25 protein-coding genes are annotated in these 24,436 nt (G+C 70.2%); 17 read left to right on the top strand and 8 right to left on the bottom strand.

All coding sequences use genetic code 11. The annotated features are described in order from the left end of the window. Positions 1–7: 7 nt before the first annotated feature. Positions 8–484 carry a MarR family winged helix-turn-helix transcriptional regulator gene (locus V1460_RS35250; protein ID WP_338677646.1) on the bottom strand — a complete coding sequence of 159 codons (477 nt, stop codon included), beginning with the start codon at positions 482–484 and terminating at the stop codon, positions 8–10. Continuing rightward, on the bottom strand, positions 481–1,089 hold the full coding sequence (locus tag V1460_RS35245; RefSeq protein ID WP_338677645.1) for a DJ-1/PfpI family protein: 609 nt from the start codon (positions 1,087–1,089) through the stop codon (positions 481–483). The genes V1460_RS35250 and V1460_RS35245 overlap by 4 nt, the downstream gene beginning before the upstream one ends. A 148-nt stretch (positions 1,090–1,237) precedes the next feature. Here V1460_RS35245 and V1460_RS35240 point away from each other — a divergent pair, with 148 nt between their 5' ends. The 4 genes from V1460_RS35240 to V1460_RS35225 all read left to right on the top strand — a co-directional run bounded on the left by V1460_RS35240 (position 1,238) and on the right by V1460_RS35225 (position 4,898). Further along, a complete protein-coding gene (locus V1460_RS35240) occupies positions 1,238–2,593 on the top strand; it encodes an aspartate aminotransferase family protein (RefSeq protein WP_338677644.1) in 1,356 nt (451 codons plus the stop codon). Positions 2,594–2,899: 306 nt separating this feature from the next. Next, the gene (locus V1460_RS35235; protein ID WP_338678359.1) at positions 2,900–3,718 is read left to right on the top strand and encodes a GntR family transcriptional regulator; all 819 of its coding nucleotides are present in this window, start codon (positions 2,900–2,902) and stop codon (positions 3,716–3,718) included. 144 nt (positions 3,719–3,862) lie between these two features. Continuing rightward, positions 3,863–4,513: a hypothetical protein gene (locus V1460_RS35230; protein ID WP_338678358.1), complete on the top strand. Its 651-nt coding sequence runs from the start codon at positions 3,863–3,865 to the stop codon at positions 4,511–4,513. A 13-nt stretch (positions 4,514–4,526) separates the two neighbouring features. Next, the gene (locus tag V1460_RS35225; protein ID WP_338677643.1) at positions 4,527–4,898 is read left to right on the top strand and encodes a hypothetical protein; all 372 of its coding nucleotides are present in this window, start codon (positions 4,527–4,529) and stop codon (positions 4,896–4,898) included. Here the strand turns inward: V1460_RS35225 and V1460_RS35220 are convergent. Then, positions 4,835–5,539, bottom strand: coding sequence for an SLATT domain-containing protein (locus V1460_RS35220; protein WP_407077577.1), 705 nt, complete (start codon positions 5,537–5,539; stop codon positions 4,835–4,837). The two genes, V1460_RS35225 and V1460_RS35220, sit on opposite strands and share 64 nt — an antisense overlap. Positions 5,540–5,912: 373 nt before the next feature. Between V1460_RS35220 and V1460_RS35215 the strand changes: the two genes are divergently transcribed. The 7 genes from V1460_RS35215 to V1460_RS35185 all read left to right on the top strand — a co-directional run bounded on the left by V1460_RS35215 (position 5,913) and on the right by V1460_RS35185 (position 12,619). Continuing rightward, complete coding sequence (locus V1460_RS35215; protein WP_338677642.1) at positions 5,913–6,257, top strand: YbaB/EbfC family nucleoid-associated protein; 345 nt, start codon at positions 5,913–5,915, stop codon at positions 6,255–6,257. Between the two features lie 97 nt (positions 6,258–6,354). Beyond that, a complete protein-coding gene (gene recR / locus V1460_RS35210) occupies positions 6,355–6,954 on the top strand; it encodes a recombination mediator RecR (protein WP_338677641.1) in 600 nt (199 codons plus the stop codon). After that, complete coding sequence (locus V1460_RS35205) at positions 6,947–7,606, top strand: DUF5063 domain-containing protein (protein ID WP_338677640.1); 660 nt, start codon at positions 6,947–6,949, stop codon at positions 7,604–7,606. The genes recR and V1460_RS35205 overlap by 8 nt, the downstream gene beginning before the upstream one ends. A 442-nt stretch (positions 7,607–8,048) precedes the next feature. Then, positions 8,049–9,329 (top strand): aspartate kinase, encoded by a 1,281-nt coding sequence (locus V1460_RS35200; protein ID WP_338677639.1) that lies wholly within the window; start codon positions 8,049–8,051, stop codon positions 9,327–9,329. A gap of 25 nt (positions 9,330–9,354) precedes the next feature. After that, positions 9,355–10,401 carry an aspartate-semialdehyde dehydrogenase gene (locus V1460_RS35195; RefSeq protein WP_338677638.1) on the top strand — a complete coding sequence of 349 codons (1,047 nt, stop codon included), beginning with the start codon at positions 9,355–9,357 and terminating at the stop codon, positions 10,399–10,401. A 359-nt stretch (positions 10,402–10,760) separates the two neighbouring features. Continuing rightward, positions 10,761–11,522, top strand: coding sequence for a SigE family RNA polymerase sigma factor (locus tag V1460_RS35190; protein ID WP_338677637.1), 762 nt, complete (start codon positions 10,761–10,763; stop codon positions 11,520–11,522). 44 nt (positions 11,523–11,566) lie between these two features. Beyond that, the gene (locus V1460_RS35185; RefSeq protein WP_338677636.1) at positions 11,567–12,619 is read left to right on the top strand and encodes a hypothetical protein; all 1,053 of its coding nucleotides are present in this window, start codon (positions 11,567–11,569) and stop codon (positions 12,617–12,619) included. Positions 12,620–12,848: 229 nt separating this feature from the next. On the opposite strand, the gene V1460_RS35180 is transcribed toward V1460_RS35185, so the two are convergent. The 3 genes from V1460_RS35180 to V1460_RS35170 form a co-directional block, all read right to left on the bottom strand. Beyond that, complete coding sequence (locus V1460_RS35180) at positions 12,849–13,598, bottom strand: SURF1 family protein (RefSeq protein WP_338677635.1); 750 nt, start codon at positions 13,596–13,598, stop codon at positions 12,849–12,851. 448 nt (positions 13,599–14,046) lie between these two features. Then, on the bottom strand, positions 14,047–15,813 hold the full coding sequence (locus tag V1460_RS35175) for a prolyl oligopeptidase family serine peptidase (RefSeq protein WP_338678356.1): 1,767 nt from the start codon (positions 15,811–15,813) through the stop codon (positions 14,047–14,049). 155 nt (positions 15,814–15,968) lie between these two features. Continuing rightward, entirely contained in the window at positions 15,969–16,418 is a 450-nt protein-coding gene (locus V1460_RS35170; RefSeq protein ID WP_338677634.1) for a DoxX family membrane protein, read from the bottom strand. A gap of 178 nt (positions 16,419–16,596) precedes the next feature. Here V1460_RS35170 and V1460_RS35165 point away from each other — a divergent pair, with 178 nt between their 5' ends. The 5 genes from V1460_RS35165 (at position 16,597) to V1460_RS35145 (ending at position 21,201) form a co-directional block, all read left to right on the top strand. Continuing rightward, positions 16,597–17,835 carry an amidohydrolase family protein gene (locus V1460_RS35165; protein WP_338677633.1) on the top strand — a complete coding sequence of 413 codons (1,239 nt, stop codon included), beginning with the start codon at positions 16,597–16,599 and terminating at the stop codon, positions 17,833–17,835. A gap of 489 nt (positions 17,836–18,324) precedes the next feature. Further along, positions 18,325–19,023, top strand: a complete 699-nt coding sequence (locus tag V1460_RS35160; RefSeq protein WP_338677632.1) for a hypothetical protein — start codon at positions 18,325–18,327, stop codon at positions 19,021–19,023. Positions 19,024–19,149: 126 nt separating this feature from the next. Further along, complete coding sequence (locus V1460_RS35155) at positions 19,150–19,413, top strand: hypothetical protein (protein WP_338677631.1); 264 nt, start codon at positions 19,150–19,152, stop codon at positions 19,411–19,413. A 211-nt stretch (positions 19,414–19,624) separates the two neighbouring features. Beyond that, positions 19,625–20,062, top strand: a complete 438-nt coding sequence (locus V1460_RS35150; protein ID WP_338677629.1) for an NfeD family protein — start codon at positions 19,625–19,627, stop codon at positions 20,060–20,062. A 29-nt stretch (positions 20,063–20,091) separates the two neighbouring features. Continuing rightward, positions 20,092–21,201, top strand: a complete 1,110-nt coding sequence (locus tag V1460_RS35145; RefSeq protein WP_338678355.1) for an SPFH domain-containing protein — start codon at positions 20,092–20,094, stop codon at positions 21,199–21,201. Positions 21,202–21,454: 253 nt separating this feature from the next. On the opposite strand, the gene V1460_RS35140 is transcribed toward V1460_RS35145, so the two are convergent. Beyond that, positions 21,455–23,320 (bottom strand): NAD-binding protein, encoded by a 1,866-nt coding sequence (locus V1460_RS35140; RefSeq protein ID WP_338678354.1) that lies wholly within the window; start codon positions 23,318–23,320, stop codon positions 21,455–21,457. Positions 23,321–23,419: 99 nt separating this feature from the next. Continuing rightward, positions 23,420–23,575 carry a hypothetical protein gene (locus V1460_RS35135; RefSeq protein ID WP_338677628.1) on the bottom strand — a complete coding sequence of 52 codons (156 nt, stop codon included), beginning with the start codon at positions 23,573–23,575 and terminating at the stop codon, positions 23,420–23,422. Between the two features lie 526 nt (positions 23,576–24,101). Here V1460_RS35135 and V1460_RS35130 point away from each other — a divergent pair. Further along, on the top strand, positions 24,102–24,389 hold the full coding sequence (locus tag V1460_RS35130) for a hypothetical protein (protein WP_338677627.1): 288 nt from the start codon (positions 24,102–24,104) through the stop codon (positions 24,387–24,389). Positions 24,390–24,436 lie beyond the last annotated feature (47 nt).

Genomic DNA, 24,436 nt, shown 5'->3' with positions numbered 1-24,436 from the left:
TCGAGAGTCAGATTCCCTCGGACGGGTCAGTGGGGTGGCGTGTCAGCGTGTCCATGGCCTCGCTCAGTCGCTCCAGTACGCGCACGGTCTCCGTGAAGGTCGCATCACCGAGCTCGGCGGCGAGGCGGGTCGCGAGGTCCGCGTGTCCGGGGTCGATCCGCTCGATGGCGGCCCGGCCCTCGGCGGTCGGGAGGAGCAGCTTGGCGCGCCGGTGTGCGGGGTTGGGCAGGTACTCGGCGAGCCCGTTGGTGACCAGGAGGTCCGCGATCCGCTGCACGCTCTGGCGAGTGATGCCCATGGTGCGGGCGATGCCGGACACGGGCAGAGGCTCGTCCAGTACGGCGCCGAGTACCTGCCACCAGGCGGCGGTCAGTCCGACGGGGCGGGCCAGTTCGTCGGCGACGGCGAGGAACTGCCCGTTCAGCCGGAAGACGCTCAGCGCGGTGGCGCTGAGCAACTGCTGGCGCCTGTGCTCGCCGCTCATGCGTTGAGCTCGGCGAACGCGGCGGGATCGGAGTCGTGGAACAGCCGGAACCAGGCGTCCAGCCTGGCCGCGTCGAAAGCGCCCAGCCTGCCGAGGATCTCGCGGGCGAAGGCGACCGGCTCGGTGGGGCCTGCGGTGATCAGGTCTCCGTCGGTCACGGCGTCGATCTCGGCGTACCTCTCGCCGCCCCCGTACCCGGTGGCCGCGAGATAGAACGAGACCGCGCTCGTGTGCCGGCGGTCGTCGAGCAGCCCCTCGCGGGCGAGTCCCGCAGTCGCCCCGCAGATGGCGGCGACGGGTGTCCCGGCTTCCAGGAACTCCCTCGCCTTCCGGGCGAACGGCGCGAGCCCGCCGCCTGAGGCGTCGTCAGCGTCCCACAGGTCGGCCCCGGGCAGTATCAGCAGCGCGCTGTCCTCGGGCCGCAGGTCCGCGAGTGCCAGGTCGGGCAGGACGCGTAGCCCTCCGATGCTGTTCACCGGCTGTCCGGTGGCAGGGCCCACGGTGCGGACGGTGAAGCCCGTGCGGGCCAGCCAGGCGGTGGCGTGCCCCGTCTCCCAGTCGGCGAAGGTGTCGTACACGGCGAGATGGACGGTCTTGGTCTCCATGGCAGCAGCCTGTCATTTCGACAGCGTGCTGTCAATTACGGTCGAGGGGTGCCGCCCCGGGGAACACGACACCCTGCCGATGAAAGTGGCCGAGGCCATACAGGGTGGCCATGTCCGCGGGCCTGAACCGCTCCATACGCTGTCCGCTATGACCCCTCATGCCGATCCGCAGGCAGGCGCGGCCGTGAAGGCCGCCGACCGTGCCCACGTGTTCCACTCCTGGTCCGCACAGGGCCTGATCGACCCGCTCGCCGTCGCCGGCGCCGAGGGTTCGTACTTCTGGGACTACGACGGGAACCGCTACCTCGACTTCACCAGCGGCCTCGTCTACACCAACATCGGGTACCAGCACCCGAAGGTGGTCGCCGCGATCCAGGAGCAGGCCGGGAAGCTGGCGACCTTCGCGCCCGCCTTCGCCGTCGACGTGCGTTCCGAGGCCGCGCGCCTGATCGCCGAGCGCACACCGGGCGACCTGGACAAGATCTTCTTCACCAACGGCGGCGCCGAGGCCGTCGAGAACGCCGTCCGCATGGCCCGGCTGCACACCGGCCGCGCCAAGGTGCTCTCCGCCTACCGCTCCTACCACGGCGCCACGTCCACCGCGATCAACCTGACCGGTGACCCGCGCCGCTGGGCCTCCGACACCGCCTCCGCCGGTGTCGTCCACTTCTGGGCGCCGTTCCTCTACCGCTCGCCCTTCTACGCCGGCACGGAGGAGGAGGAGTGCGCGCGGGCCCTCCAGCACCTGGAGGACACGATCGCGTTCGAGGGTCCCGGGACCATCGCCGCGATCATCCTGGAGACCATCCCCGGCACGGCCGGGATCATGATCCCGCCGACGGGCTACCTGGCGGGCGTACGGGAGATCTGCGACCGCTACGGCATCGTCTTCATCCTTGACGAGGTGATGGCGGGCTTCGGGCGCACCGGCAAATGGTTCGCCGCCGAGCATTTCGACGTCGTACCCGACCTGATGACCTTCGCCAAGGGCGTGAACTCGGGCTATGTGCCGCTGGGCGGCGTCGCGATCTCCGCCGAGATCGCCGAGACCTTCGACAAGCGCCCGTACCCGGGTGGGCTCACCTACTCGGGCCACCCGCTGGCCTGCGCCGCCGCCGTCGCGACCATCCAGGTGATGGAGGACGAGCGGGTCGTGCAGCGCGCCGCCGAACTGGGCGAGACCGTACTCGGCCCCGGCCTGCGGGATCTGGCTGCCCGCCACCCATCGGTGGGCGAGGTGCGCGGTGTGGGCGCCTTCTGGGCCCTGGACCTCGTACGCGACCAGGAGGCGCACGAGCCGCTGGTGCCGTACAACGCGGCGGGCGAGGCGAACGCGCCGATGGCGGCCTTCGGCGCGGCCTGCAAGAAGAACGGCCTGTGGCCCTTCATCAACATGAACCGCACCCACGCCGTCCCCGCCTGCAACATCAGCGACGCCGAGGCCAAGGAGGGCCTCGCCGCCCTCGACGCGGCCCTCTCGGTGGCGGACGAGCACACGGTGTAGCCCCCGCCCCGGTGCCCGCGGAGTGCCCCGCACCCCGTGGGCATCGGGGCTTCTCGGGGCGAGGCGGGCCGGGCTGCCGAGCCCCTGTCCTTCGTACGCGTGAGGGACGACGGTGGACACACCCAGGGACGCGCGGCGCACGGCCCGGCACGCGTGCCGCACGGCCCGCACGGCCCGGCACCCGACGGCCCCGCCCGGCACCGGTGCGCGCTTCGCCACGCGTGCCGCACACGTGGCGAAGCACACCGGATGGGTTCCCTCCGGCTGGCTTAAGGTGTCGTGAACCAACCCGAGGGGACCCAGGACATGCCCGCGAGCGCAGCTGTGACGCGCAGCACCCTGCGCCAGCAGATCGCGGATGCGCTCCGTGACGAGGTGCTCGCGGGGCGCCTCCGGCCCGGGCAGGAGTTCACGGTCAAGGAGATCGCCGCCACCTACGAGGTGTCGGCGACGCCGGTCAGAGAGGCGCTCGTCGACCTCACCGCGCAGGGGCTGCTCGACTCCATCCAGCACCGCGGTTTCCAGGTGCACCGCTTCTCGGTCGAGGACTTCCGCGGCATGGTCGAGGCGCGCTCGCTCATCGTGGACGGCATCTTCCGCCGGGACGGGGCCCCCCGCGTCGATCTGGGGCCGGGACCGGCCCTCGGCTCCGTGAGGCGCCGGGCCGAGGAGGCCGCGCGGGCCGCCCGCGCCGCCGACGTGGACATCCTCATCGGCTACGACGTGCGCTTCTGGCGCGAGCTCGGCGCCCTCGTGAGCAATGTCTACATCGCCGACTTCCTGCACAGGCTGCGCGTACAGGCCTGGGTGTTCGCCGTGCCGCACCTGCGTGCCGAGAGCGACCTGAGGACCTGGCTGTGGAGCGGGCACGACGAGCTCGCGGACGCCGTCGGCAGCGGCGACGCACGGAGGGCCCGCGACCTGATCATGGCTCACAACGCACACGCCCAGGCCTGGGCCGACCGCCTGGAACGCCGCGCGGGGCACGGCCTGCGGACGCCCCCCGGCGACGGCGGCCAGGGACACGGCGGATACCCCGGTGTACACGGGGTGCCCGGGCAGCGCAGGGACCCCGGCCGTCCCGGGGAACGCAGTGCCTCCGGTCGGCCCCTGACTCCCCAGTGACCGCGCACCTTCGGCCAACGCCGCTGGCCAGTGGTGCGCGCTGACTGTGCGGGTCGGCCCCGTGGCACTACGCTGTCCCGACCAGCGCATAAAGACCATCGCACAAACCGCACACCGAACGATCCGATGGAGAGCGAGCTCGTCTTGGCCTGTGACCTCTGGCTGGTCCCCCTTGTCGATGTGCTGTGCCACAGCCCCGACAACCCCTTCGCCGAAGAGATCGCGTCCTACGACAAGGCCCTCACCGCCGCGGGTCTGCCCACGATTCCCGTCTTCGCCTACATGCCAGGACTCTCAGGCGATGTCGCGCCCGTCGCGGGCTTCGACTACGACGCCCTGCACTTCCTGCGCCGCGCCTATCTGCTCCAGCTGTGCGGACTCGCGGTGACCCCGGTCGACGAGCTCGGTGGAGACTACGAGCAACTACTGGAGATGTTCGAGGGAACGGCACAGCAGTCCCACCTCGTCTGGCACTACGACCACGCGGGCGCGTACGTCCCCGTCGACTTCGACGCGCCGCTCTCCAACGAGGAACTCCTCGCCGCAGGCGGCCCGCTCGGCTCGTCTCAGGGCCTGCTGCGGGAACTCGAGCTGGTGGCCCCCTCCATCGGCATCGACCCCGCCAACCCCCCGTCCGCTCCCGCCCCGCCGACCCGCCCCACCTCACTGGAGGAGCCCGCGGGCCCGATCCCGTACGACGAGAGCCCCTTCGCCCGCGAGCGGCACGTCTGGCTCGGCCTGCACGCGGCGGCGACCCGCAGCCTCGGCCAGGGCTCCATGATTATCTTCAGCTGAACCCCGGACGGGTGTGCGACGTGAACTGCCCCGCGCGGGCAGCCACACGCCGAAGGTCGTCAACAACGGCTGGGGCACCGCCCGTGCCCAGAGTACGGCGATCACCGGGGGGACCGAGTCGCCGCTGGTCCTGAGGACCGCGCAGCGCGGCAAGAAGATCACGGTCAAGGTGAAGGCGGTCCGCACCGGGCACAGCAACGGCTACGCGGTCAGCAAGCCCACCGGAGCCGTCGCGCGCCGACCCCAGGCCCTGTTCCTTCTCCTTCCCCATCGTGAGCCTCCGGCCGGTCACCCGCTTTCCAGGGTGACCGGCCGGAGGCGTCACCGGGGCTCGGGCGGGCGCTGCCGCGGCATGTTCGGCCGGGTCGACGGTGAGAGCGGGTAACGGCCCGCGGTCTGTCCGGCGCCCGTGCCCGTGTCCTGGCGGGACGCCGGGGACGCCGCGACGGCCTGCATCATCAGCGGGGCGGGGCCCGAGCGGAACGCGATCATCCAGTCCGCCGTCTCGGCCCGCACCAACTCGGTGATGTCCTCGGAGAAGCGCCGCAGCACTCCGAGGCACCGCTCGGCCGCCTCGCTCGCCGTCCCCTCGGTGGGGCCGAGCACCTCGCGGACGCTCTCCGCCGCCCAGTCGAACTGCAGGGCCTGGAGCCTGCGCTGCACGGCATGGGCGGTGGCCATGGAGCGCATCCAGCCGGAGGTCAGCCCGAAGTAGCGGTCGCAGGCCAGACAGGTCGCGGCCAGCAGCAGCGACAGACAGCCCCAGGTCGCCGCCCCGGTGAGCACATCGGTGAGGTGGAGCAGGGGGAGCGCGGCGCCCGCGAACCCCCCGAGTGCCGTGCCGATGCGCAAAACGCGTGCCCAGCGGCGCTTGCGCGTACGGTCGCGCAGATACCAGTCGGCGGTGCGCAGGGCGTTCGCCTCGACCCAGCGGTACAGCTCGTCCAGACGCTCCGCGGGCTCCCCCCAGTCCCCGAGCGGGAAGGGCCGGGCCGTCAGGTCGGGCTGCATCTCCGGCTGGCTCACCGGGGCACTCCTCTGCGCTCTGCGTGACTACAGGTGACTACGCGTCACTACGGGACGGGACGTGACCCAGCTAACCGTGCGTGACGCAAGTCGTACGAGGACGCTGTGGGGTGCCGCGGGGTGTAGTGCCCAGAGCCTTCCTATCGCCGAATGACGGGTTGTGGGGCCGGGACGCCGGTAATTCCGCTCACACGAGGGGGCCGCCCCGGTGGAGCGGGGACGCTCGTTCCGGCACGAACTCACTCGAAAGAGTTGGCGCGGACGGCGGAGCCGAACGGGTGCCCACTGGGTGGGGCGAGCCGACCCGTGACCACGTAGGCTCGGTTTACCGAAACATCCGAAACATTCGTCGTCGAGAAGCCAGGAGTGACCCGTGATTCCCGGTGGTGGTCAGCCCAACATGCAGCAGCTGCTCCAGCAGGCCCAGAAGATGCAGCAGGACCTCGCGCGGGCTCAGGAGGAGCTCGCGCAGACCGAGGTCGACGGGCAGGCGGGCGGCGGGCTGGTCAAGGCCACCGTCACCGGCTCGGGAGAGTTGCGCGCCCTGGTGATCGACCCCAAGGCCGTCGACCCGGAGGACACCGAGACCCTCGCCGACCTCGTCGTGGCGGCGGTCCAGGCGGCGAACGAGAACGCGCAGCTGCTCCAGCAGCAGAAGCTCGGCCCGCTCGCCCAGGGCCTCGGCGGTGGCGGCGGCATCCCGGGTCTGCCGTTCTAGCGCTCCAGGTTCTCGCGAGGCTCTCACGAGCCTTCTAAGCCGGACGCGGACCAACTACCGTAACCATCGAAGCGATTCAGTCAGGAGAGGCGTTCCGTTGTACGAAGGCGTTGTTCAGGACCTCATCGACGAACTGGGCAGGCTGCCCGGCGTCGGTCCCAAGAGCGCGCAGCGGATCGCCTTCCACATCCTCCAGGCGGAACCGACCGATGTCCGGCGCCTCGCGCAGGCACTCCTCGAAGTCAAGGACAAGGTCAGGTTCTGCGCCGTGTGCGGCAATGTCGCGCAGCAGGAGCAGTGCAGCATCTGCCGGGACGCGCGTCGCGACCCGGCTGTCATCTGCGTGGTCGAGGAGCCCAAGGACGTGGTGGCGGTCGAGCGTACGCGCGAGTTCCGCGGCCGCTACCACGTGCTGGGCGGCGCGATCAGCCCGATCGAAGGCGTCGGCCCGGACGACCTGCGGATCCGCGAGCTGCTGGCGCGGCTCGCGGACGGCACGGTCACCGAGCTGATCCTGGCGACCGACCCCAATCTCGAGGGCGAGGCCACCGCCACCTATCTGGCGCGCATGATCAAGCCCATGGGGCTGAAGGTGACGCGTCTCGCCAGCGGACTGCCCGTTGGCGGCGATCTGGAATACGCCGACGAGGTCACGCTGGGGCGTGCCTTCGAGGGGAGACGACTTCTCGATGTCTGACGCAACGCTCCACTCCACCACGCAGGACCCGGCGGACTTCGCGGTCCAGATCGCCGACTCGATCGAGAGCTTCATCGTGGCCGTCACGGAAGTGGCGAAGGGCGACGAGCCCGACAGCGCGGTGCCCTTCCTGCTGCTGGAGGTGTCCCAGTTGCTGCTCGCCGGGGGCAGGCTCGGTGCGCACGAGGACATCCTCCCCGAGGAGCGCTACGAGGCGGACACCGGACCGGATCTCGAGGTCGACGAGCTGCGGGAGCGGTTCGCGGTGCTGCTGGACCCGGTCGACGTGTTCTCGGAGGTCTTCGACCCGTACGAGCCGCGCAAGGCACCGGTGCCCTGCCGTATCTCGGACAACCTCGCCGACATCGTCACCGACCTCGGCCACGGCCTTGCCCACTACCGCGCGGGACGGACCACCGAGGCGCTGTGGTGGTGGCAGTTCTCGTACTTCTCAAACTGGGGTCCGACCGCTTCGGCGACTCTGCGTGCCCTCCAGTCCCTGGTCTCCCATGTCCGTCTCGATCAGCCGCTGCAGGAGCTGGACGGGCTCGACACGGACGAGGACCTGGCGGAGGACGACCTCGCGGAGGAGGCGGGCCGCGTGATGGCCCAGGAGATCGCCGGTCCGCTGGGCCTGCGCACCGCCCCCTGACCACCGTCCGCCACCGTCCCCTGGCCACTGCCCCCTGACCACCGCCCCCTGACCACTGCGCCCGGTCGGGTCCTCCTCCGTGGTCCTCCGCATTCCTCCGCGCGTCTCCGCATTCCTCCGCGCGTCTCCGCGCGTCTCCTCAATCACTCAGTGCTCACTCGGCTCCCGTGGGTCTCCACCGCCTCCCTGGCGTGAGGGGCGCCACATTCGGGCGTGCTCTGCCCGACCTCGGGAAGAAACGCTCTGAGCGGCCTGGAGCGCCCCGCCCGCGGGATCGTGGGACATCCGTGGGTTGTCGCCGGGATAGGCCGGGCTATCGCCCGGATATCGCCCCGTGAGCGGGACATCTCACGATGCGATACACAGGGGGCGTTCCCGGGCCGCTCGTTAGACTGAGCCGACCGCAGTGAAGACTGCGGCACAGACTGAGCGAGGAGCGCACGTGGGCCTTGTCGTGCAGAAGTACGGAGGCTCCTCCGTTGCCGATGCCGAAGGCATCAAGCGCGTCGCCAAGCGGATCGTCGATGCCAAGAAGAACGGCCACCAGGTGGTCGTCGTGGTCTCGGCGATGGGCGACACGACGGACGAGTTGATCGATCTCGCCGAGCAGGTATCCCCGATTCCTGCCGGGCGTGAGTTCGACATGCTGCTGACCGCCGGAGAGCGGATCTCCATGGCCCTGCTGGCGATGGCGATCAAAAACCTGGGCCACGAGGCCCAGTCGTTCACAGGCAGCCAAGCCGGCGTCATCACCGACTCGGTCCACAACAAGGCGCGCATCATCGATGTCACGCCGGGCCGGATCCGCACCGCGCTGGACGAGGGCAACATCGCCATCGTCGCCGGCTTCCAGGGTGTGTCCCAGGACAAGAAGGACATCACCACGCTGGGCCGCGGCGGGTCCGACACGACCGCCGTCGCGCTGGCCGCCGCGCTGGACGCTGAGGTGTGCGAGATCTACACCGATGTCGACGGTGTCTTCACCGCCGACCCGCGGGTGGTGAAGAAGGCCCGCAAGATCGACTGGATCTCCTTCGAGGACATGCTGGAGCTCGCCAGCTCCGGCTCCAAGGTGCTGCTGCACCGCTGCGTCGAGTACGCACGCCGCTACAACATCCCGATCCACGTCCGCTCGTCCTTCTCGGGGTTGAGGGGCACCTGGGTCAGCAACGAACCACACGCCGAGCAAGGAGCCCGCAAGGTGGAGCAGGCCATCATCTCCGGTGTCGCCCATGACACCTCCGAGGCGAAGATCACCGTCGTCGGTGTGCCGGACAAGCCGGGTGAGGCCGCCGCGATCTTCCGCGCCATCGCGGACAGCGAGATCAACATCGACATGGTGGTGCAGAACGTCTCCGCCGCGTCCACCGGTCTGACCGACATCTCCTTCACCCTCCCGAAGACCGAGGGGCGCAAGGCGATCGACGCCCTGGAGCGCACCAAGGCGGCCATCGGCTTCGAGTCGCTGCGCTATGACGACCAGATCGCCAAGATCTCGCTGGTCGGCGCCGGGATGAAGACCAACCCGGGCGTCACGGCGTCGTTCTTCGAGGCGCTCTCGGACGCCGGTGTGAACATCGAGCTGATCTCGACCTCCGAGATCCGCATTTCGGTCGTGACCCGGGCCGACGATGTCAACGAGGCCGTCCGTGCGGTGCACACCGCCTTCGGTCTCGACAGCGACTCCGACGAGGCGGTCGTCTACGGTGGCACCGGGCGTTGATCCCGGCGGGCCGGGCGAACCGCCCGTGAACCACAAGCCGTCGCTGGCGGTCATCGGTGCGACCGGGGCCGTCGGCGCGGTGATGCTCCAGATCCTGTCGCAGCACGCGGATGTCTGGGGCGAGATACGGCTGGTGGCCTCCCCCCGCTCGGCCGGCCGCAAGCTGGCCGTGCGGGGTGCGGAGTCCGAGGTCGTCGCGCTCTCCGATGAGGCGCTGACGGGGATCGACGTGGCGCTGTTCCTGGTGCCGGCCGATGTGGCCGCCCGCTGGGCGCCGGTCGCCGTCGCCAAGGGCGCGGTGGTCGTGGACAATTCGGCGGTCTTCCGGCAGGACCCGGACGTACCGCTCGTGGTGCCCGAGATCAACCCGCACGCCCTGCGGACGCGTCCCCGCGGCATCGTCGCGAGCCCCGGCTGCGGCACGCTGGCGATGATCGTCGCGGTCGGTGCGCTGCACGCCGAATTCTGCGTGGACGAACTGGCGGTGACGACCTTCCAGGCCGTAAGCGGTGCCGGGCTGAACGGCGTCGACGCACTGCGCACCCAGCTGGCGCTGGTCGCCGGCACGGAGCTGGGCACCCATCCCGGGGACGTGCGCCGCGCGGTCGGTGACGGCACGGGCCCCTTCCCCGGCCCGATGGCCCTCAACGTGGTGCCCTGGGCGGGGGAACTCGCCGAGGGCGGCTGGTCATCCGAGGAACTGGCCATCCGTGCCGAGACCCGCAAGGTCTTGGGACTGCCCGAGTTGAGGGTCTCCGCGACCTGTGTGCGGGTGCCGGTGGTCACCGTGCATTCGATCTCCGTGCACGCCCGCTTCGAGCATCGGGTGGATGTCGGCCGGGCCCACGAGATACTCGCCACCGCCCCCGGAGTGGTGCTCTTCGACGATCCCGCGGCGGGCGAGTTCCCCACGCCTGCGGATGTGGTGGGCACCGATCCGACCTGGGTGGGGCGGGTGCGGCGCTCGATGGACGACGACCGGGCACTCGAACTCTTCGTGTGCGGGGACAATCTGCGCAAGGGTGCCGCTCTGAACACCGTCCAGATCGCCGAGGCCATCGCTCGCGGGTAGTCGCGCGCCAAAGTGTGATCAAGGTTGCGGAGCGGTCCTGACAGCCTTGTCGCCGAACTTTTGTAGGATCTGTGAACACCCCGTGGTCAAGTCGAGCTGTGTCGCCCGGTCGCGTCACTTGCATGCACCACTTGAACTGGGGTGATGGCATGTTCGACGACGCTTTCCCGTCATCTGCAACCGGCGGTCGGTGGGGCAGCGTCTTTGCGGTCGCCCCTTCTACTGTGCCGCGTCACATGGGGCATTGGGGAAGAGCAAATACGCATGAGGGCATACAGGGTGTACAGGGCAGAAGGTGCACCGGCAAGAGTGGTGGCTTGCGCGTACAACCCTGACGGGGGGAAGCGTGTCCAACAAGCGTGGCAGAGGTACTCGACATCACAGCGGCGGTCCCGGTCCGCGGCGGCACGGCATTGCTTCCGTCCCCCCGCGCCACCGGTCTCGTGCCGTCGCCCGGCGACGGCGCAGGCAGCGCCCTGCGACCGCTCCGGCGGCCACGTGCCGCCGGCGGCATGCCGGTGATCGCGCCGATGCCCGCCCCGCGTCCCACCCGCATACCGTTCCAGCCGTCATCGCAGCAGTCCTCGCCGCCGTCCCCGCACGGGGGCACTGACGAGACGATGACCGCAGGCACCACTGTCGACCATCTCACCGAGACCTACCGCGCCCACTACCGTTCGCTGCTCGGTCTCGCGGCCCTGCTCCTCGACGACACCGCGTCGTGCGAGGACGTGGTCCAGGAGGCGTTCATCCGCGTCCACTCGGCGCGCAGCCGCGTCCGGGACCCCGAGAAGACCCTGGCGTACCTCCGCCAGACCGTGGTGAACCTCTCGCGCTCCGCGCTGCGCCGCAGGATCCTCGGGCTGAAGCTGCTCAGCAAGCCGATGCCCGACATGGCGAGTGCCGAGGAAGGCGCCTACGACCAGCTGGAGCGGGACGCACTGATCAAGGCGATGCGCGGACTGCAGCGCCGCCAGCGCGAGGTGCTCGTTCTGCGGTATTTCGCGGACATGACAGAGGCTCAGGTCGCCGAGACCCTGGGGATATCCCTGGGCTCGGTGAAGGCGTACGGCTCGCGTGGCATCGCGGCGCTGCGCGTCGCCATGGGAGCCCCGGCATGAGCGGGCGCGAGCACGATCAGGACGACCGGACTGGGAACGGAATTGTGAACCACGGGCCACTGCACCGCGAGCACCACGGGCCTGACGACCACAGCGCGCCGACCGCACCCGACTTCGATGAGCTCGGCCTGCGGCGGATGCTGCACGAGGCTGTGGATGACCTCGCCCCGTCGGACGGGACTCTGGAGCGGCTGCACAAGGCGGTCCCCGCGCGGCGTGCCCGCAAGCGCCAGGCGCTGGTCGGTGCGGCAGCCTCCGTCGTCCTGCTGGGCTTGGCCGTCCCCGCCTTCGTCAAGGTCGCCGAGTCCGGGGCGCTCGACCCGGCCAAGCCGGTCAATGCGGGTCACGGCGAACAGGCCCAGGGCGGCACCGGAGACGAGGCCGGGAACGGCACGGGTGACATGGAGTCGGGTGGTGACCGCCCCGGGCAGGAGCGCTCACGGTCCGGCGAACCCGGCCCGACGACATCACCGGACGCCCAAGCGAGCACGACCGCCTCCGAGTCGCCGGTCGCTCAGGTGGTGCCCGAGGCGAGCATCCCGCCGACCACGCCCGCCTGCGGCTCCGAACAACTCGTCGTGGACGGTACGGAGGTCGGCGCGCCGGATGCCGAAGGCAAGGTCTACGGAGCCTTCCGCATCGCCAACACGTCCGGCACGAGCTGCGCGGTCACCGAGGCGGGTACGGTCGCCTTCCACACCGCGGGCGCCGCGGACGCCGCGAAGATCAGCGTGGTGGACCACGTGGCCGGCGACGCGGCGACAGGTCTGCCCGATCCGGCACCCGAGCCCACCGCGCTGCTCCTGGTGCCGGCCGCTTCCTACGAGGTGAAGTTCGCCTTCGTCCCCTCCGAGACCTGCCCCACCACGACCGCATCGCCCGACTCGACGCCTCCCGCCGACGGTGGTTCCTCCGGTGTCGCGACCGAGGCCGACGGATCCGGGGCCGAGCCCCAGCTCGGTGCCGCGGACGATGGCCCGGCTGACGGCAGCATCACCGTCTCCCACGTCGCCGCCGCGGGGGGCCCCACGGCCGAGGTGACCATCCCGGAGGCCTGCGCGGGCACCATCTACCGCACAGGCGTGTTGAGCACCTGAGGAACCGGCGCGCAGTCGAGCCGTCGACAGCGATGCCGAGGGTGACGCGGCCGAGGGTGCGACGCGGCCGAGGGTGACGCGGCCGAGGCTCTGACGGCTTGAGGCTCGTGTCCCAGGCCCGAGCCACGCCGAGGCTCCACGCCGGGCAAGATCCGGGCGGCTTGTCCGCCCAGGGCAGTCTGAAGCACCTGGCACGCGCGGCTCAGGGTGCCGTGCCGGGCTCAGACGGTCAGGCGGGTTCGAGGCCCAGCGCCGCGTCCCGGGCCGCCTCCGCCTCACGCCGGACGAAGCGGAACCACATGAACACCACGAATCCGGCGAAGGCGAACCACTCCAGCGTGTAGCCCAGATTCTGGAACGCCTTCAGGTCGAGCGTGCTACCCCCCGCCGCCGCCGGGGGCACCGGCTTGAGCCCGTCCGATGCGCTGGGCAGCGTGATCCAGGCGTCGTACACCGTGTCCGGCACCAGGTTGACCAGCGATGCGGCGCTGATCATGCCCACCTGCCCGCTCGGCAGACCGCCGGCGGTGTGCGCTCCGTCGGTGCCGACGGTCTCCGACGCCTGGAGCGCCCCGGTCACCGTCACCTCCCCGGCAGGCGCAGCGGGCACCGCACCCCCGGTGGGCAGCCAGCCTCGCACGACCGGCAGCGCCTTGCCGTTGCCGGTACTGAGCAGCGTCAGCACGTAGGAGCCCCGCTTGCCGTCCAGCTCCCGGTCAGGCACGAGGAACTGCCTGCCCCAACGCCCGGTCGCCGTCGCCTGCCGACCAGAGGTCTCCGCGTCCACCGGCAGCAGCTCATCGAGCGCCGCGGGCGCCTGCGTGCCGGGGTCGGGCCGCTGCTCGGCAGCCTGATGGGTGGCCACCCGGTCCTCGAACCGGCCGAGCTGCCAGGTCCCCATGAACACGCAGAAGGGGATGCTCAGCACGACGAAGAGGTTGATCCCCCACCAGCGGGGGGTCAGCAGGAACCGGTACACCCCTACAAGGTACGGAACGCCGGGCTTGCCCCTGCCCCCGCCCCCCACACGAGCCCGCCGATCTCGGTGGGGACGGTGGGGACGGGGACGGTGCGGACAGGTCGGAGCCGTAACACCGGACGCGGACGGGCCCGTCCGCCGTGTTGCCGAACCTGTGGGCGAGACAGTCACACAGGAGACGAAGGCGTTGGACTCCACGGAAGCGAACGGGACAGACCGCGGCAACAGGGCCTCCTGGTACTGCTCGGTTGAGATCGCAACCCCGAGCTACCAAGAGGCCCTGCCGCTATGCCCCGACCACCGAGAGATCACCCGAACAGGAACCTTGTTCGACTGATCAAGCTTGTAGAGCGGTAGGCGGATGGCGTCATCAACCAGTTCAAGGACCGGTTCTCAAGGACCGGCCCTCGGGACGGGAGCCGAGGGCGGGGCGTCGTCCCCGGGTGGTTCACGCGTCCAGATGCCTGGCGGCGAAGTCCAGCTCAAGCCGGACCTGCTTGATCCGCTCCTCCACCACCAGCGATCCGTGCCCCGCGTCATACCGGTACACCTCGTGCACCGCCCCACGGGCCGATAGCCGGTCCACGTAGTTCTCGACCTGGCGGATCGGACAGCGCGGGTCGTTGACCCCGGCGGAGATATAGACCGGTGCCCGCACGGCGTCCACGTACGTCAGCGGCGACGAGGCCCCGAAGCGCTCGGGCACCTCCTCAGGTGTCCCGCCCATCAGGGTGCGGTCCATCGCCTTCAGGGCCTCCATCTCGTCGTGGTACGCCGTCACATAGTCCGCGACCGGCACCGCGGCCAGCCCCAGAGCCCAGACATCGGGCTGGGTACCGAGGCCGAGCAGGGTGAGGTACCCGCCCCAGGAACCGCCCGCCAGCACCAGCTTGGCCGGGTCCGCCAGGCCCGATGCCACGGCCCATTCGCGGACCGCCGCGATGTCCTCCAGCTCGATCAGTCCGACCCGGTGCTTGAGGGCGTCCGTCCACTCCCGCCCGTACCCCGTGGAGCCCCGATAGTTCACCCGGACCACCGCGTAGCCGTGGTCCACCCAGGCGGCGGGACCCGCCGCGAAGGCGTCGCTGTCGTGCCAGGTCGGGCCGCCGTGGATCTCGAAGACCGTGGGGAAGGGCCCTTCTCCGGCCGGCCGCTGCACCAACGCGTGGATCCGCCCGCCCGGACCGTCCACCCAGGCGTCCAGCACGTCCACGGACCCCGGTGCCTTCATCCCCGGCGGGTCCAGCACCTCCCGTCCCGCCGTCGACCGCACCTTCGGCGGGTGCGCCGCGGACGACCACACGTACTCCACCGTCCCGTCCGGCCGGGCCGTGGCGCCAGAGACCGAGCCCGCCGGGGTCTCCACCCTCTCCAGCTCCCTCGCGACCGGCTCATAGCGCCAGAGCTCGCTGCGTGCCTCGAAGCTGTGCCCGATCAGCAAGGCCGACCCGTCCGGGTACCACTCGGCGCTCATGTCACCGGGCAGGTCGATCGCAAGCTCCGTCTCCTCGCCCGATGAGACGTCCCACAGCATCGGCTCCCAGCGACCGCGCCGCTGGTGGCCGACCAGCAGCCGGGTGTCACCGTCCACCGGTGCGAAACCGAGAACCTCAAGGCCCAGCTCCTCGGTGCCGCCCCTGGTGTCGTCCAGCTCCGCCACCGTCACCCCGTCCAGGGTGACCACGCGCAGCGCCGCGTGCATGGCGTCGCCGTGCTCCGTGTGCTCTATCGCGAGCAGCGTCCCGTCCCGGGAGAGATCACCGACGCCCGCCGACTCCCGGTGCCGGTAGATCTCGAGGGGCTCGGTCCCGGGCCTCACGACATGGATCGTCGTGCCGTCCTCGTCCGTCGAGCGTCCCACCACCGCCGTGCCGTCGCGCCCGAGCGCCAGCCCGGCCCCGTATGAGGCATCGAGCCCGGGCGCCGCAGGCTCGTCGTCCCCGCCGTGGAAGGGCTGCCGCATCCACACCCCGAACTCGTCCCCGTCCCGGTCCGCGAACCACCAGATCCACGCGCCGTCCGGGGTGAGCTCGCCCTCGGTGGTCCCGTTCGGCCGGTCCGTGACCTGGCGCTGCTCACCGGTCGAACGGTCCCATGCGTACAGCTCGTACGTCCCCGTGGCATTGGACACGAAGAGTGAGCGGTCCGGCGCGTCCTCCGCCCAGTCGGGCAGCGAGACCCGGGGGGCGCGGAATCGCTGCTCCCACGCAGGCATGGCCGAATCAGGCCGGCCTCCGTGTGGAACGGTGTGCTGAGCTGCGTACTGGTGGTCGGAGGCTTGGCCGGAAGGCGACGTGGACTCGGTGATCTCAGTCATGCCCTCCATTTTGCGCCGCACCGCCACCGGGCGTACTCAGCCTGTGGACAACCTCAGTGGAACAGCCCCAGCGCTTGGTCGAGGGACCAGGCCTGCCAGCTCATACCGAACAGCGCGACCGCCGAGATGAGCGCCATCATCAGGTTCTGACCCTGCTCCGCCCAGTCGTGGATCATGAGTACGAGATAGATCAGATTGAGCAGCAGGCCGGCCACGAGGGCGATGGGTGTCAGCAGCCCGAAGACGAGCCCGAGCCCGAGGGCCAGCTCGGCGTACGCGACCACATAGGCCATGAGTCGGGGCCGCGGCTTGACCACCGTGTCGAACCCTTTGCCGACGAAGCCCCAGCGATGCTTGTCCGCGACCCCCGCCGCCCAGGCGATCCCGCCGCCGTCGAACCACGTCTTCTTGTCCTTGTGGCGCCAGCTCTCCAGCCACCACAGGCCGAGACCGATCCGGAGGACCGCGCCCCACTCCGCCCCGGTGAGCCAGATCGTCTGCATCCGCAGCCTCCTCCGCTCGTGCTCCCCATCTCATCTGACACTTCGTCAGTTCAGCCCAGCGCGGCGGATCGCGCAAGGGTTCCGGCGTGCTCCACAGCGCCCTTGCGATGCTCGGGGCGCCCTCATACCCTAAATCTGATGGACCGTCAGATTGCTTCACCGGCAGGGGGTAGGCGACGTGACCACCGATGAGAACGCCACTGCGGACGTGTCCGCGGACGTGCCCAAGGTCATCAGTGTGGATGACCACGTCATCGAGCCCGCGCACCTCTTCGAGTCCTGGCTCCCGGCGAAGTACCGCGACCGCGGCCCGAAGCCCTTCACCGCCGGCATCGGAGAACTGGAGTACGTCGGCGGCAAGTACCGGTTCACCACGGACCCCGAGGGGCAGCTCACCGACTGGTGGGAGTACGAGGGCGAACTCTTCCCTTACAAGCGCATCATCGCCGCGGTCGGCTTCTCGCGCGACGAGATGACCCTCGACGGCATCACACGGGAGCAGATGCGCCGCGGCTGCTGGGATCCGAAGGCGCGGCTGGAGGACATGGATCTCAACCACGTCGAGGCATCGCTCTGCTTCCCCACCTTCCCGCGCTTTTGCGGGCAGACCTTCGCCGAGGCCAAGGACAAGGAGATCGGCCTCGCCTGTGTCAGGGCCTACAACGACTGGATGGTCGAGGAGTGGTGCGGCGACAGCGGCGGCAGACTGATCCCGCTCTGCCTCATCCCCCTGTGGGACATCGGGCTCGCCGTCGCCGAGATCAGGCGCAACGCCGCCCGCGGGGTGCGCGCGGTCACCTTCAGCGAGATCCCCACCCATCTCGGGCTGCCCTCGATCCACTCCGGTTACTGGGACCCGTTCTTCGCCGTCTGCGAGGAGACCGGCACGGTGGTCAACATGCACATCGGCTCCTCCTCCCAGATGCCGGCGGCATCCCCGGACGCACCTCCTGCGGTGCAGGCGTCACTGAGCTTCAACAACGCCATGGCATCGATGATGGACTTCCTTTTCTCGGGCGTCCTCGTGAAGTACCCACGCCTGAAGCTCGCTTACAGCGAGGGCCAGATGGGTTGGATTCCGTATGCCCTGGAGCGGGCCGACGACGTGTGGGAGGAGCACCGCGCCTGGGGCGGCGTCAAGGACCTGATCCCGGAACCCCCGTCCATGTACTACTACCGGCAGATCTTCTGCTGCTTCTTCCGGGACAAGCACGGCATCGAGGCGATCGAGACGGTGGGCGTGAACAACGCCACCTTCGAGACCGACTACCCCCACGTCGACTCGACATGGCCCCACACCAAGCAGGTGGCGGCCGAGCATGTGGCGGGCCTCTCGACCGACGTCGCGTACAAGATCCTGCGCGGCAACGCCATCCGGATGCTGGAGCTGCCTTTCGACTCCGGCGCCGCACGATGAGGTGACCACTCTCGCCCGGCACGGACGCGTCGCTGTCGACGATGCCGTCGCTCGGGTCGCTCGGGTCGCTCCGGTCGTTCGGGTGCTCCGGTCGCCCGGCCTGGCTCCGTCACCGCGAGCGGCTCCTGCCCCTGACCGGCGGGGGCCAAGCCGCCGGGCGGAGATCCCTTGACAGGCCGATGTGGGCTTCGCGGCGCTGCTCTTCCACCCTGGGCGGTTCGAACGGGTCCGCGGCCCCGTGATCAGCCGTCGAGCGAACTCCGGAGTACTTCCAGCGGCAAGCCGGCCTCCGGCGCGGGCAACTCCACCGTCGAATCGGACACCTTCGCCTGCCAGGACATCAGCCGGAGCGTGCGCGTCAGTCGGCACGGCGTCCGGTCGGCATGTTTCGGGGCATCGTCCGCAAAGCGTTACGCCCCTTCGGCTTCCCCGTGTCCTCCCTTCGTTACGCTCGCCGGCGACGAGACGACCACCACCGAAGGGCACCTCATGCGCCGTTCCCGAGCGCTCATCATCGGCACGGTGGGTACCTGCCTGCTGATCGCTGCAGCCACTGGCTGCGGCCCCGGTTCCAGTACCCAGGGCAAGACGACGGCCCCATCGGCTCCGACGCCGGCTTCCCTGCCGTCCGCCCCCGCCGCCCTCCGCTCACCCTCGGCAGGCCCCACGCTCACGCCGACGGCGAGCGCTACCACCCGCTCCGCGTCGCGCACCGCGGCACCGCCGTCGACACCCGCCGCGGTCAGGCCTCCTGTGCCGACGTACCTCGCTATGAGCGTGGTCGCGCCGGGTGGCCGGCTCACCCTGGAACCCGGTGGCCCCGCACGGGAGTTCACCGTCACCCTCCGAAACGGCAACAGCCGCTCCTATCGGCACCTCCTGCTCGCCTTCCAGATGGAGGCCATGCCGGGTGCTTCGGCCAACCCCGCGTACATCTTGGAAAGCTGGGACCCCACGACCGGGACGTGGCGTTCGGTGACGCTTCGCATCGCCAACGACGCCCTTCCGCACGCACTCCTCAAGGGTGGCACCCCGCTGGCCAGAAGCGCCGTGGCTACCCACCGCTACCGGCTCCGCGCCGAGAGTGGCGCCCCGCCGGGCCCCAACCCGATCCTGATCGGTCTGATCGACACGGACGTGGACGCCCCCGTGGACTCCACCTCTCTGGCTCAGTCCACCGTCGGCTGACGGGCCCCGCGGGTTGGCGGGAGCCCTACGGGCGTCCCCTTACGGAGGCGACCACGTTCGGGGTCAGGGCCCGAGCAACCGGCCGGGCAGGTGGCGGGGATGAATGGTTGTCCTATGATGCAGCCGGTGAAGCACAGTCCTCGTGCCCTGATGCTGCCGGCATGCAGCGTCGCCGCGATCATCGCCTTCGGGTGGTACGCCGCCCAGACCGTCCGCCCTCCCGACTGCGCTGTCGCCGTCTCCGCTTTCACCGATGCCGACGGGCAGCCCCTCTCCGGGAACGGGGAGAAAGTGACGTGGGACGAATTGGCGGAACGCGCCTACCAGGACATGGTTGCCTCCGGACGCTGCGACCCGCCGGCGGCTCGCTGGCGCCACTGGCTCGGCTGACACCGCCGAGCCCGCGACGACTGCCGCAGCCGCGTGGCTGCCTCGTGGTGCCGTCCCTCGACGGTATCGGTGCCTGCCCGGTCGGCCCGTCCGGAAACCGCCTCTCCCGCAGACCGCAGACCGCAGACCGCGAGTCGAGAGGAATGAGTTCGTTCGGTTCCGGTGTGGATGGGTAAGTGACGGATAGGTCCCCCTGAGGGAGGCTGGTTCCATGCCGTGGTTCGTGTGGCTGCTCGCCGCTGCAGCGCTTGGTGTCGCGGAGTTCCTCACCCTGACGCTGGTACTCGGGCTGCTTGCCGCCGCTGCGCTGGTTGCCGCAGTGGTCTCCGGTGTGGGCATCGGCCTCCTCGGCCAGCTCGTGGCGTTCGGAGTGGCAGCGGCAGCGGGTCTTCTCCTCGTCCGTCCCGTCGCGCTGCGGCAAATGGCGCAGGCACCCCTCTCCCGCGACGGCAGTGACGCGCTGATCGGCAGGCGGGCCGAGGTCACGGAGGAGGTCACCGCGACCCACGGTCTGATCAAGGTCTCCGGCGAGGAATGGTCCGCTCGCGCTCTCGACGAAAGCCTGGTGATCCCGGTGGGGGCGCTGGTGGACGTCATGGAGATCGAAGGCGCGACGGCCGTCGTCTACCCCCGCGAACTCCTGCCGTGAACGGCTGAACACATCCCAAGGGAGGCATGGTGGATCCGGTTGTCATCCCGTTTCTCGTGGCGGTGATCGTTGTCGTCTTCCTCGTGGCCGCCACGGTGCGGATCGTCCCGCAGGCACGTCGCTACAACATCGAACGGTTCGGCCGGTACCGGCGGACCTTGCAACCCGGCCTGAACTTCGTCGTGCCGGTGGCGGACCGTGTCAACACCAAACTCGACGTGCGTGAGCAGGTGTACTCGTCCGATCCCAGGCCGGTGATCACCGAGGACAACCTCGTGGTGAACATCGACACGGTGCTCTACTACCAGATCACCGACCCGCGGGCGGCGGCGTACGAGGTCGCCGACTATCTGCAGGCGATCGATCAGCTCACCGTGACCACCCTGCGGAACGTCATCGGCTCCATGGACCTGGAGGAGACCCTCACCTCACGTGAAGAGATCAACGCCCGGCTTCGCACCGTCCTGGACGATGCCACCGGTAAGTGGGGCATCCGGGTCAACCGTGTCGAGATCAAAGCCATCGATCCGCCGGCCACCATCAAGGAGGCGATGGAGAAGCAGATGCGCGCCGAGCGGGACAAGCGTGCGGCCATCCTGCACGCCGAGGGGGAGCGGCAGGCCAAGATCCTCACGGCGGAGGGCACCAAACAGAAGGACATCCTGGAAGCGCAGGGCACGCAGCAAGCCATGATCTTGCGGGCCGACGGCGAGGCAAAGGCGGTGGAGCGCGTTTTCCAGGCCGTTCACCGCAACAACGCCGACCCGAAGATCCTGGCCTACAAGTACCTTGAGACGCTCCCGCACCTGGCGAAGAGCGACAGCAACACGTTCTGGGTGATCCCGGGTGAGTTGACGGAAGCGGTCCGTGCTGTGGCCAGCGCATTCGGCGATCGATCGACGATGGGTCTTCCCGGATCCGTGCAATCGGATGAAACAACCGATACCCATGCCGACGGTGCGGGCGACGAGAGCGAGGCGCCGGAACTGGTGGCAGGCTCGCCGCTTTCGCTCGACGCTGCCGCGGCTGCTGACGAGGTCGCGAAGCAGGCCGCCGCCGTGGTGAGCGATGCGAAGGCCGAGGCTGAGGCCGCGAGGGCGCCCCAGGTCCCGGGTCGGGGGCAGATGTCCGGCGACTGAGGCCGACGGAGAGACACCCTGCGATCCCGACTGGCCGCCCGCCCACGCCAAGGCGGCGGCGCCTCGACGGAGGTTCGCACGCCCGGGCGTTCCGAAGCACCCGGCGATGACGGGCGTGCCGGGGGCGCTGCCGCCACGCGGGACCAGTTGAAGGTGACGTCCAGCGTGTCGACCGCGTCGCTGTTCACGACCTTCGACAGGGCTTGGCGCAGTTCGTACGAGACGCCTTCCCCGAAGTACCCACGCCTACCGATCAGTCGGGGGACTGCGTTTCCGCGTCGCGGGCAGTCGCGTGGTGTCTTCCCAGCAGTTCGGCGAGGCCGCGGCGGGTGGCGGCGATGACCACGCGGTCCTCGGGGCGTAGCAGGTAGCCGGGGTGGAGGTCCCACAGGAGTTGTGGCTGTTCGCCATCCTGGTGGGCGGAGGCGAGATCGGGACGGCGTGAGCCGGGGGACGCCGTGTCGAGGGCGAGGACGCGCCACGCGCCGGGGCGGAAGGACTCGGCGACGGTGCGGCCCTCGAGCTGGGGGTGCCCGGCGACAAGGAGGGCGGCGAAGAGCAGGACCTTGCGCTCGACCGGGATCGCCCCGAGGATCTGGCGCCCCATCATGGCCCCGGCGAACGCAGGTGCCGCGAGGTGCGTGACGCTGCGGCTGCGCGTGAGGGCTTCGGGGTGGGTGGTGCGCAGGGTGCGGTAGACGGCCGTGGCGAACTCGTCGTCGTACAGGCGCAGCGCCACACGCAGATCGGCCTTCACCGTACGGGCGTGGAGGACGGCTTCCAGGTTGGTGGTGTCGGAGCTGGTGAGGGCGAGCAGGGCGTGGGCCCGGTGGACCTTGGCTGTTTCCAGTACGCCTTCCTCGGTGACGTCTCCCAGGACGACGGGTACGCCCAGATCGCGGGCGAGAGGGATGCCGCGAGCGTCGGGATCCTCCTCGACGCACACGACGGGGATGTCCAGTTCGCGGAGTCGGGCCAGCACCCGAGTGCCGATCTTGCCGAGGCCGAGCAGGACGACGTGGTCGGACAGTCCCCGAGGCGGTCGCCGTAGCGTGCCGGCGGCGCGGAACGTGCCCAGCGCTTCCAGTGCTGCCGCGACCAGGAGCGGGAGCAGGGCGAGGCCGACGAGACCGGACATCAGCTGGAGGACCTGGTGCGTGACCGATGCGTCGACGGCGGGGTCGTTGATGGAGAACAGGTCGAGCAGAGTGATGTACGCGGCGTGCACCGGGTCGGCGTCGGTGAGCGCGGTGGTGGTCAGTGTCAGGGCGAGTACGGAGACGACGATGCCGGCGAGCGCCCAGCGCAGGCGGCTGGAGAAGAGTTCACGCAGAGGCGCCCCCCGGCGGGCCAGGCGTCGTGGAGGCAGGGCGGGACCGGCGTACTGGACCGTTTCCAGGACCACGCTGCCACGACCGGTGCTGCCGGCGACGGCCCGGTCGTCGGGCAGTAGGACGGGGCCCTGAGGGCCGCTGGCCTCAGAGCCTTCGGCACCTGCCGGGTCGGCCGTCGTGGACGACAGCAGCGCCAGCGTGTACAGGCCGGGGTCCGGCACCTCGCCGCGCCCGGGAGGAGTGCGCTCGGCGGCACGCAGAAGGACGCCGTCGGCCTGGACGACCTTGCTCGAGCCGGCGACTGCGGTGGCGGCGAGCGCCGGGGCCGCGGTGTCGGCGTCGGACAGGACGGTCGTCGAGGCGTCGAGGACGGCCCGGTCCATGCCGGGGGAGTGCACGAGCGCTGCCTGGTCGAGCAGCTCCTCCAAGTGCTGTCCGAGCTTGCGGTTGTACATGCGGACGACGAGCCGCAGCCCGGGGCTGAGACGGCGGGCGGTGAGCGCGGCCCGCAGGTTGGTCTCGTCGTCCTCGTACAGCAGTGCCAGTGCCTCCGCGCGGCCCACTCCGGCCCGGAGCAGCGTCTCCCGGGTGGGGGCCGGGGCGGGCGTCACCTGTACGGGGACGACCGTGCCGTTGCCCGTCGTCTCCGGCGGCTCCGTGGCCGGCCCGGCGGTTTGCTCCTCGGCCCCTGCACCCGTGACGACGAGGACGACACGCTGCCGGTAGACCTCCCGCAACTCGTCGGCGAGTCGTTGGGCGAGACCGTCGTCGCCGCAGACCACCATGTGTCCAACGGCGTGCGCATGCGTGTTTCCCTGGTGCGGCAGCGCCGTCATGTCTCCCCCTATGTGCGTGATCCGCGGTTGGTTGGGTGCGGACGGCTGTCACCGGCGCCCTCGACCTCGCCTGCCACCGTGGACCAGAACTGCGACGGCTGCCAGGCTGATGGGGGTCCACACGGCGATGAACGTGCCGAGGGCCGGATCCCACTTGCCGAGGACGAGCATCAGCAGGAACGTCCAGGCGCTCAGGCCGGCCACGGCCCAGTCGTTCCCGGCGAGTTGATGCGGCCTCCGGCGGTATGCGGCGGCCTCATGGTGCCAGAGGTGCCACTGCGACGCGTGAGCGCCCCAACTCCGTCCAGCAGGAGGATGATGCCTCCTCCTGCGAAGCCCTGCGCGTTACCTTCCGGATACGCGTAGGTTCGCTGCCCGGACTCGCAGTCCCAGAGCGCGATGATCTCGACCCGTATGCGAAGCCGCGTCTGTCGTACGGCTTGCCGTGCCGTGGATCCGGTGTCACGGCCGGACCGCCAGGCGCCACCCTGCGCCGCAGGAGTCGCTCAGCGTGGGAAACAGCCGGACGCGGCAACCACGGAAGGGCCGCTCCGAGGGCGGCGGGGCCGTTTTGACGAGTTCCCGACGCGCGCGGACCAGGACTCGCGCGCCGCCCTTCGGGGGTGTCTCTGGCATCAAGAAGACGTCAAAGGCTGCCGGTTCACGGCAATGCCGACGCGGTCTCTGCTGCGCCAGAATGGTCTCGCGAGAGGGCACGGGCATCGGGCCCATGCCTGGAACCGGAAACGTCGAGACAGCAGGGGGAACGATGGGGGAGTTCCTGGACGCCGCCGTCGGCTTTCCTTCGCATCTGCTTTCCATGGCTCTGCTGCTGGTGGCCCCACTCCTCTCCTGGCTGGTCACGCGACGGCTCGTACGGCCGCTGGCACGGCTGTTGCCCGATGAATCCGGGCGGTCCCAGTCGGGCGTCCCGGGTCTGTCAGGCCCGCTCGAACGGGACCGATCCGCTACCCGCGGAAAACGTCGCGCCGCCGCGCCCGTACGCCGAGGCCGGTAGTTCGTCCGGGACGGGCCACCCTCAGGGCGCTCGCCCCCGTAACGCCG

Origin of the sequence: Streptomyces sp. SCSIO 30461, assembly GCF_037023745.1 — a bacterium.
Taxonomy (GTDB): Bacteria; Actinomycetota; Actinomycetes; order Streptomycetales; family Streptomycetaceae; genus Streptomyces.
This window is presented reverse-complemented; position numbering and strand designations above follow the sequence as displayed.

What these genes read in the sequence shown, in the direction of transcription:
- V1460_RS35205 (WP_338677640.1), top strand. Translation starts at nt 6,947, where the DNA reads ATGTCTGACGCAACGCTCCACTCCACCACGCAGGACCCGGCGGACTTC.
- V1460_RS35250 (WP_338677646.1), bottom strand. Translation starts at nt 484, where the DNA reads ATGAGCGGCGAGCACAGGCGCCAGCAGTTGCTCAGCGCCACCGCGCTG.
- V1460_RS35170 (WP_338677634.1), bottom strand. Translation starts at nt 16,418, where the DNA reads ATGCAGACGATCTGGCTCACCGGGGCGGAGTGGGGCGCGGTCCTCCGG.
- V1460_RS35130 (WP_338677627.1), top strand. Translation starts at nt 24,102, where the DNA reads ATGCCTGGAACCGGAAACGTCGAGACAGCAGGGGGAACGATGGGGGAG.
- V1460_RS35175 (WP_338678356.1), bottom strand. Translation starts at nt 15,813, where the DNA reads ATGCCTGCGTGGGAGCAGCGATTCCGCGCCCCCCGGGTCTCGCTGCCC.
- V1460_RS35160 (WP_338677632.1), top strand. Translation starts at nt 18,325, where the DNA reads ATGCGCCGTTCCCGAGCGCTCATCATCGGCACGGTGGGTACCTGCCTG.
- V1460_RS35140 (WP_338678354.1), bottom strand. Translation starts at nt 23,320, where the DNA reads ATGGTGGTCTGCGGCGACGACGGTCTCGCCCAACGACTCGCCGACGAG.
- V1460_RS35150 (WP_338677629.1), top strand. Translation starts at nt 19,625, where the DNA reads ATGCCGTGGTTCGTGTGGCTGCTCGCCGCTGCAGCGCTTGGTGTCGCG.
- V1460_RS35240 (WP_338677644.1), top strand. Translation starts at nt 1,238, where the DNA reads ATGACCCCTCATGCCGATCCGCAGGCAGGCGCGGCCGTGAAGGCCGCC.
- V1460_RS35235 (WP_338678359.1), top strand. Translation starts at nt 2,900, where the DNA reads ATGCCCGCGAGCGCAGCTGTGACGCGCAGCACCCTGCGCCAGCAGATC.
- V1460_RS35245 (WP_338677645.1), bottom strand. Translation starts at nt 1,089, where the DNA reads ATGGAGACCAAGACCGTCCATCTCGCCGTGTACGACACCTTCGCCGAC.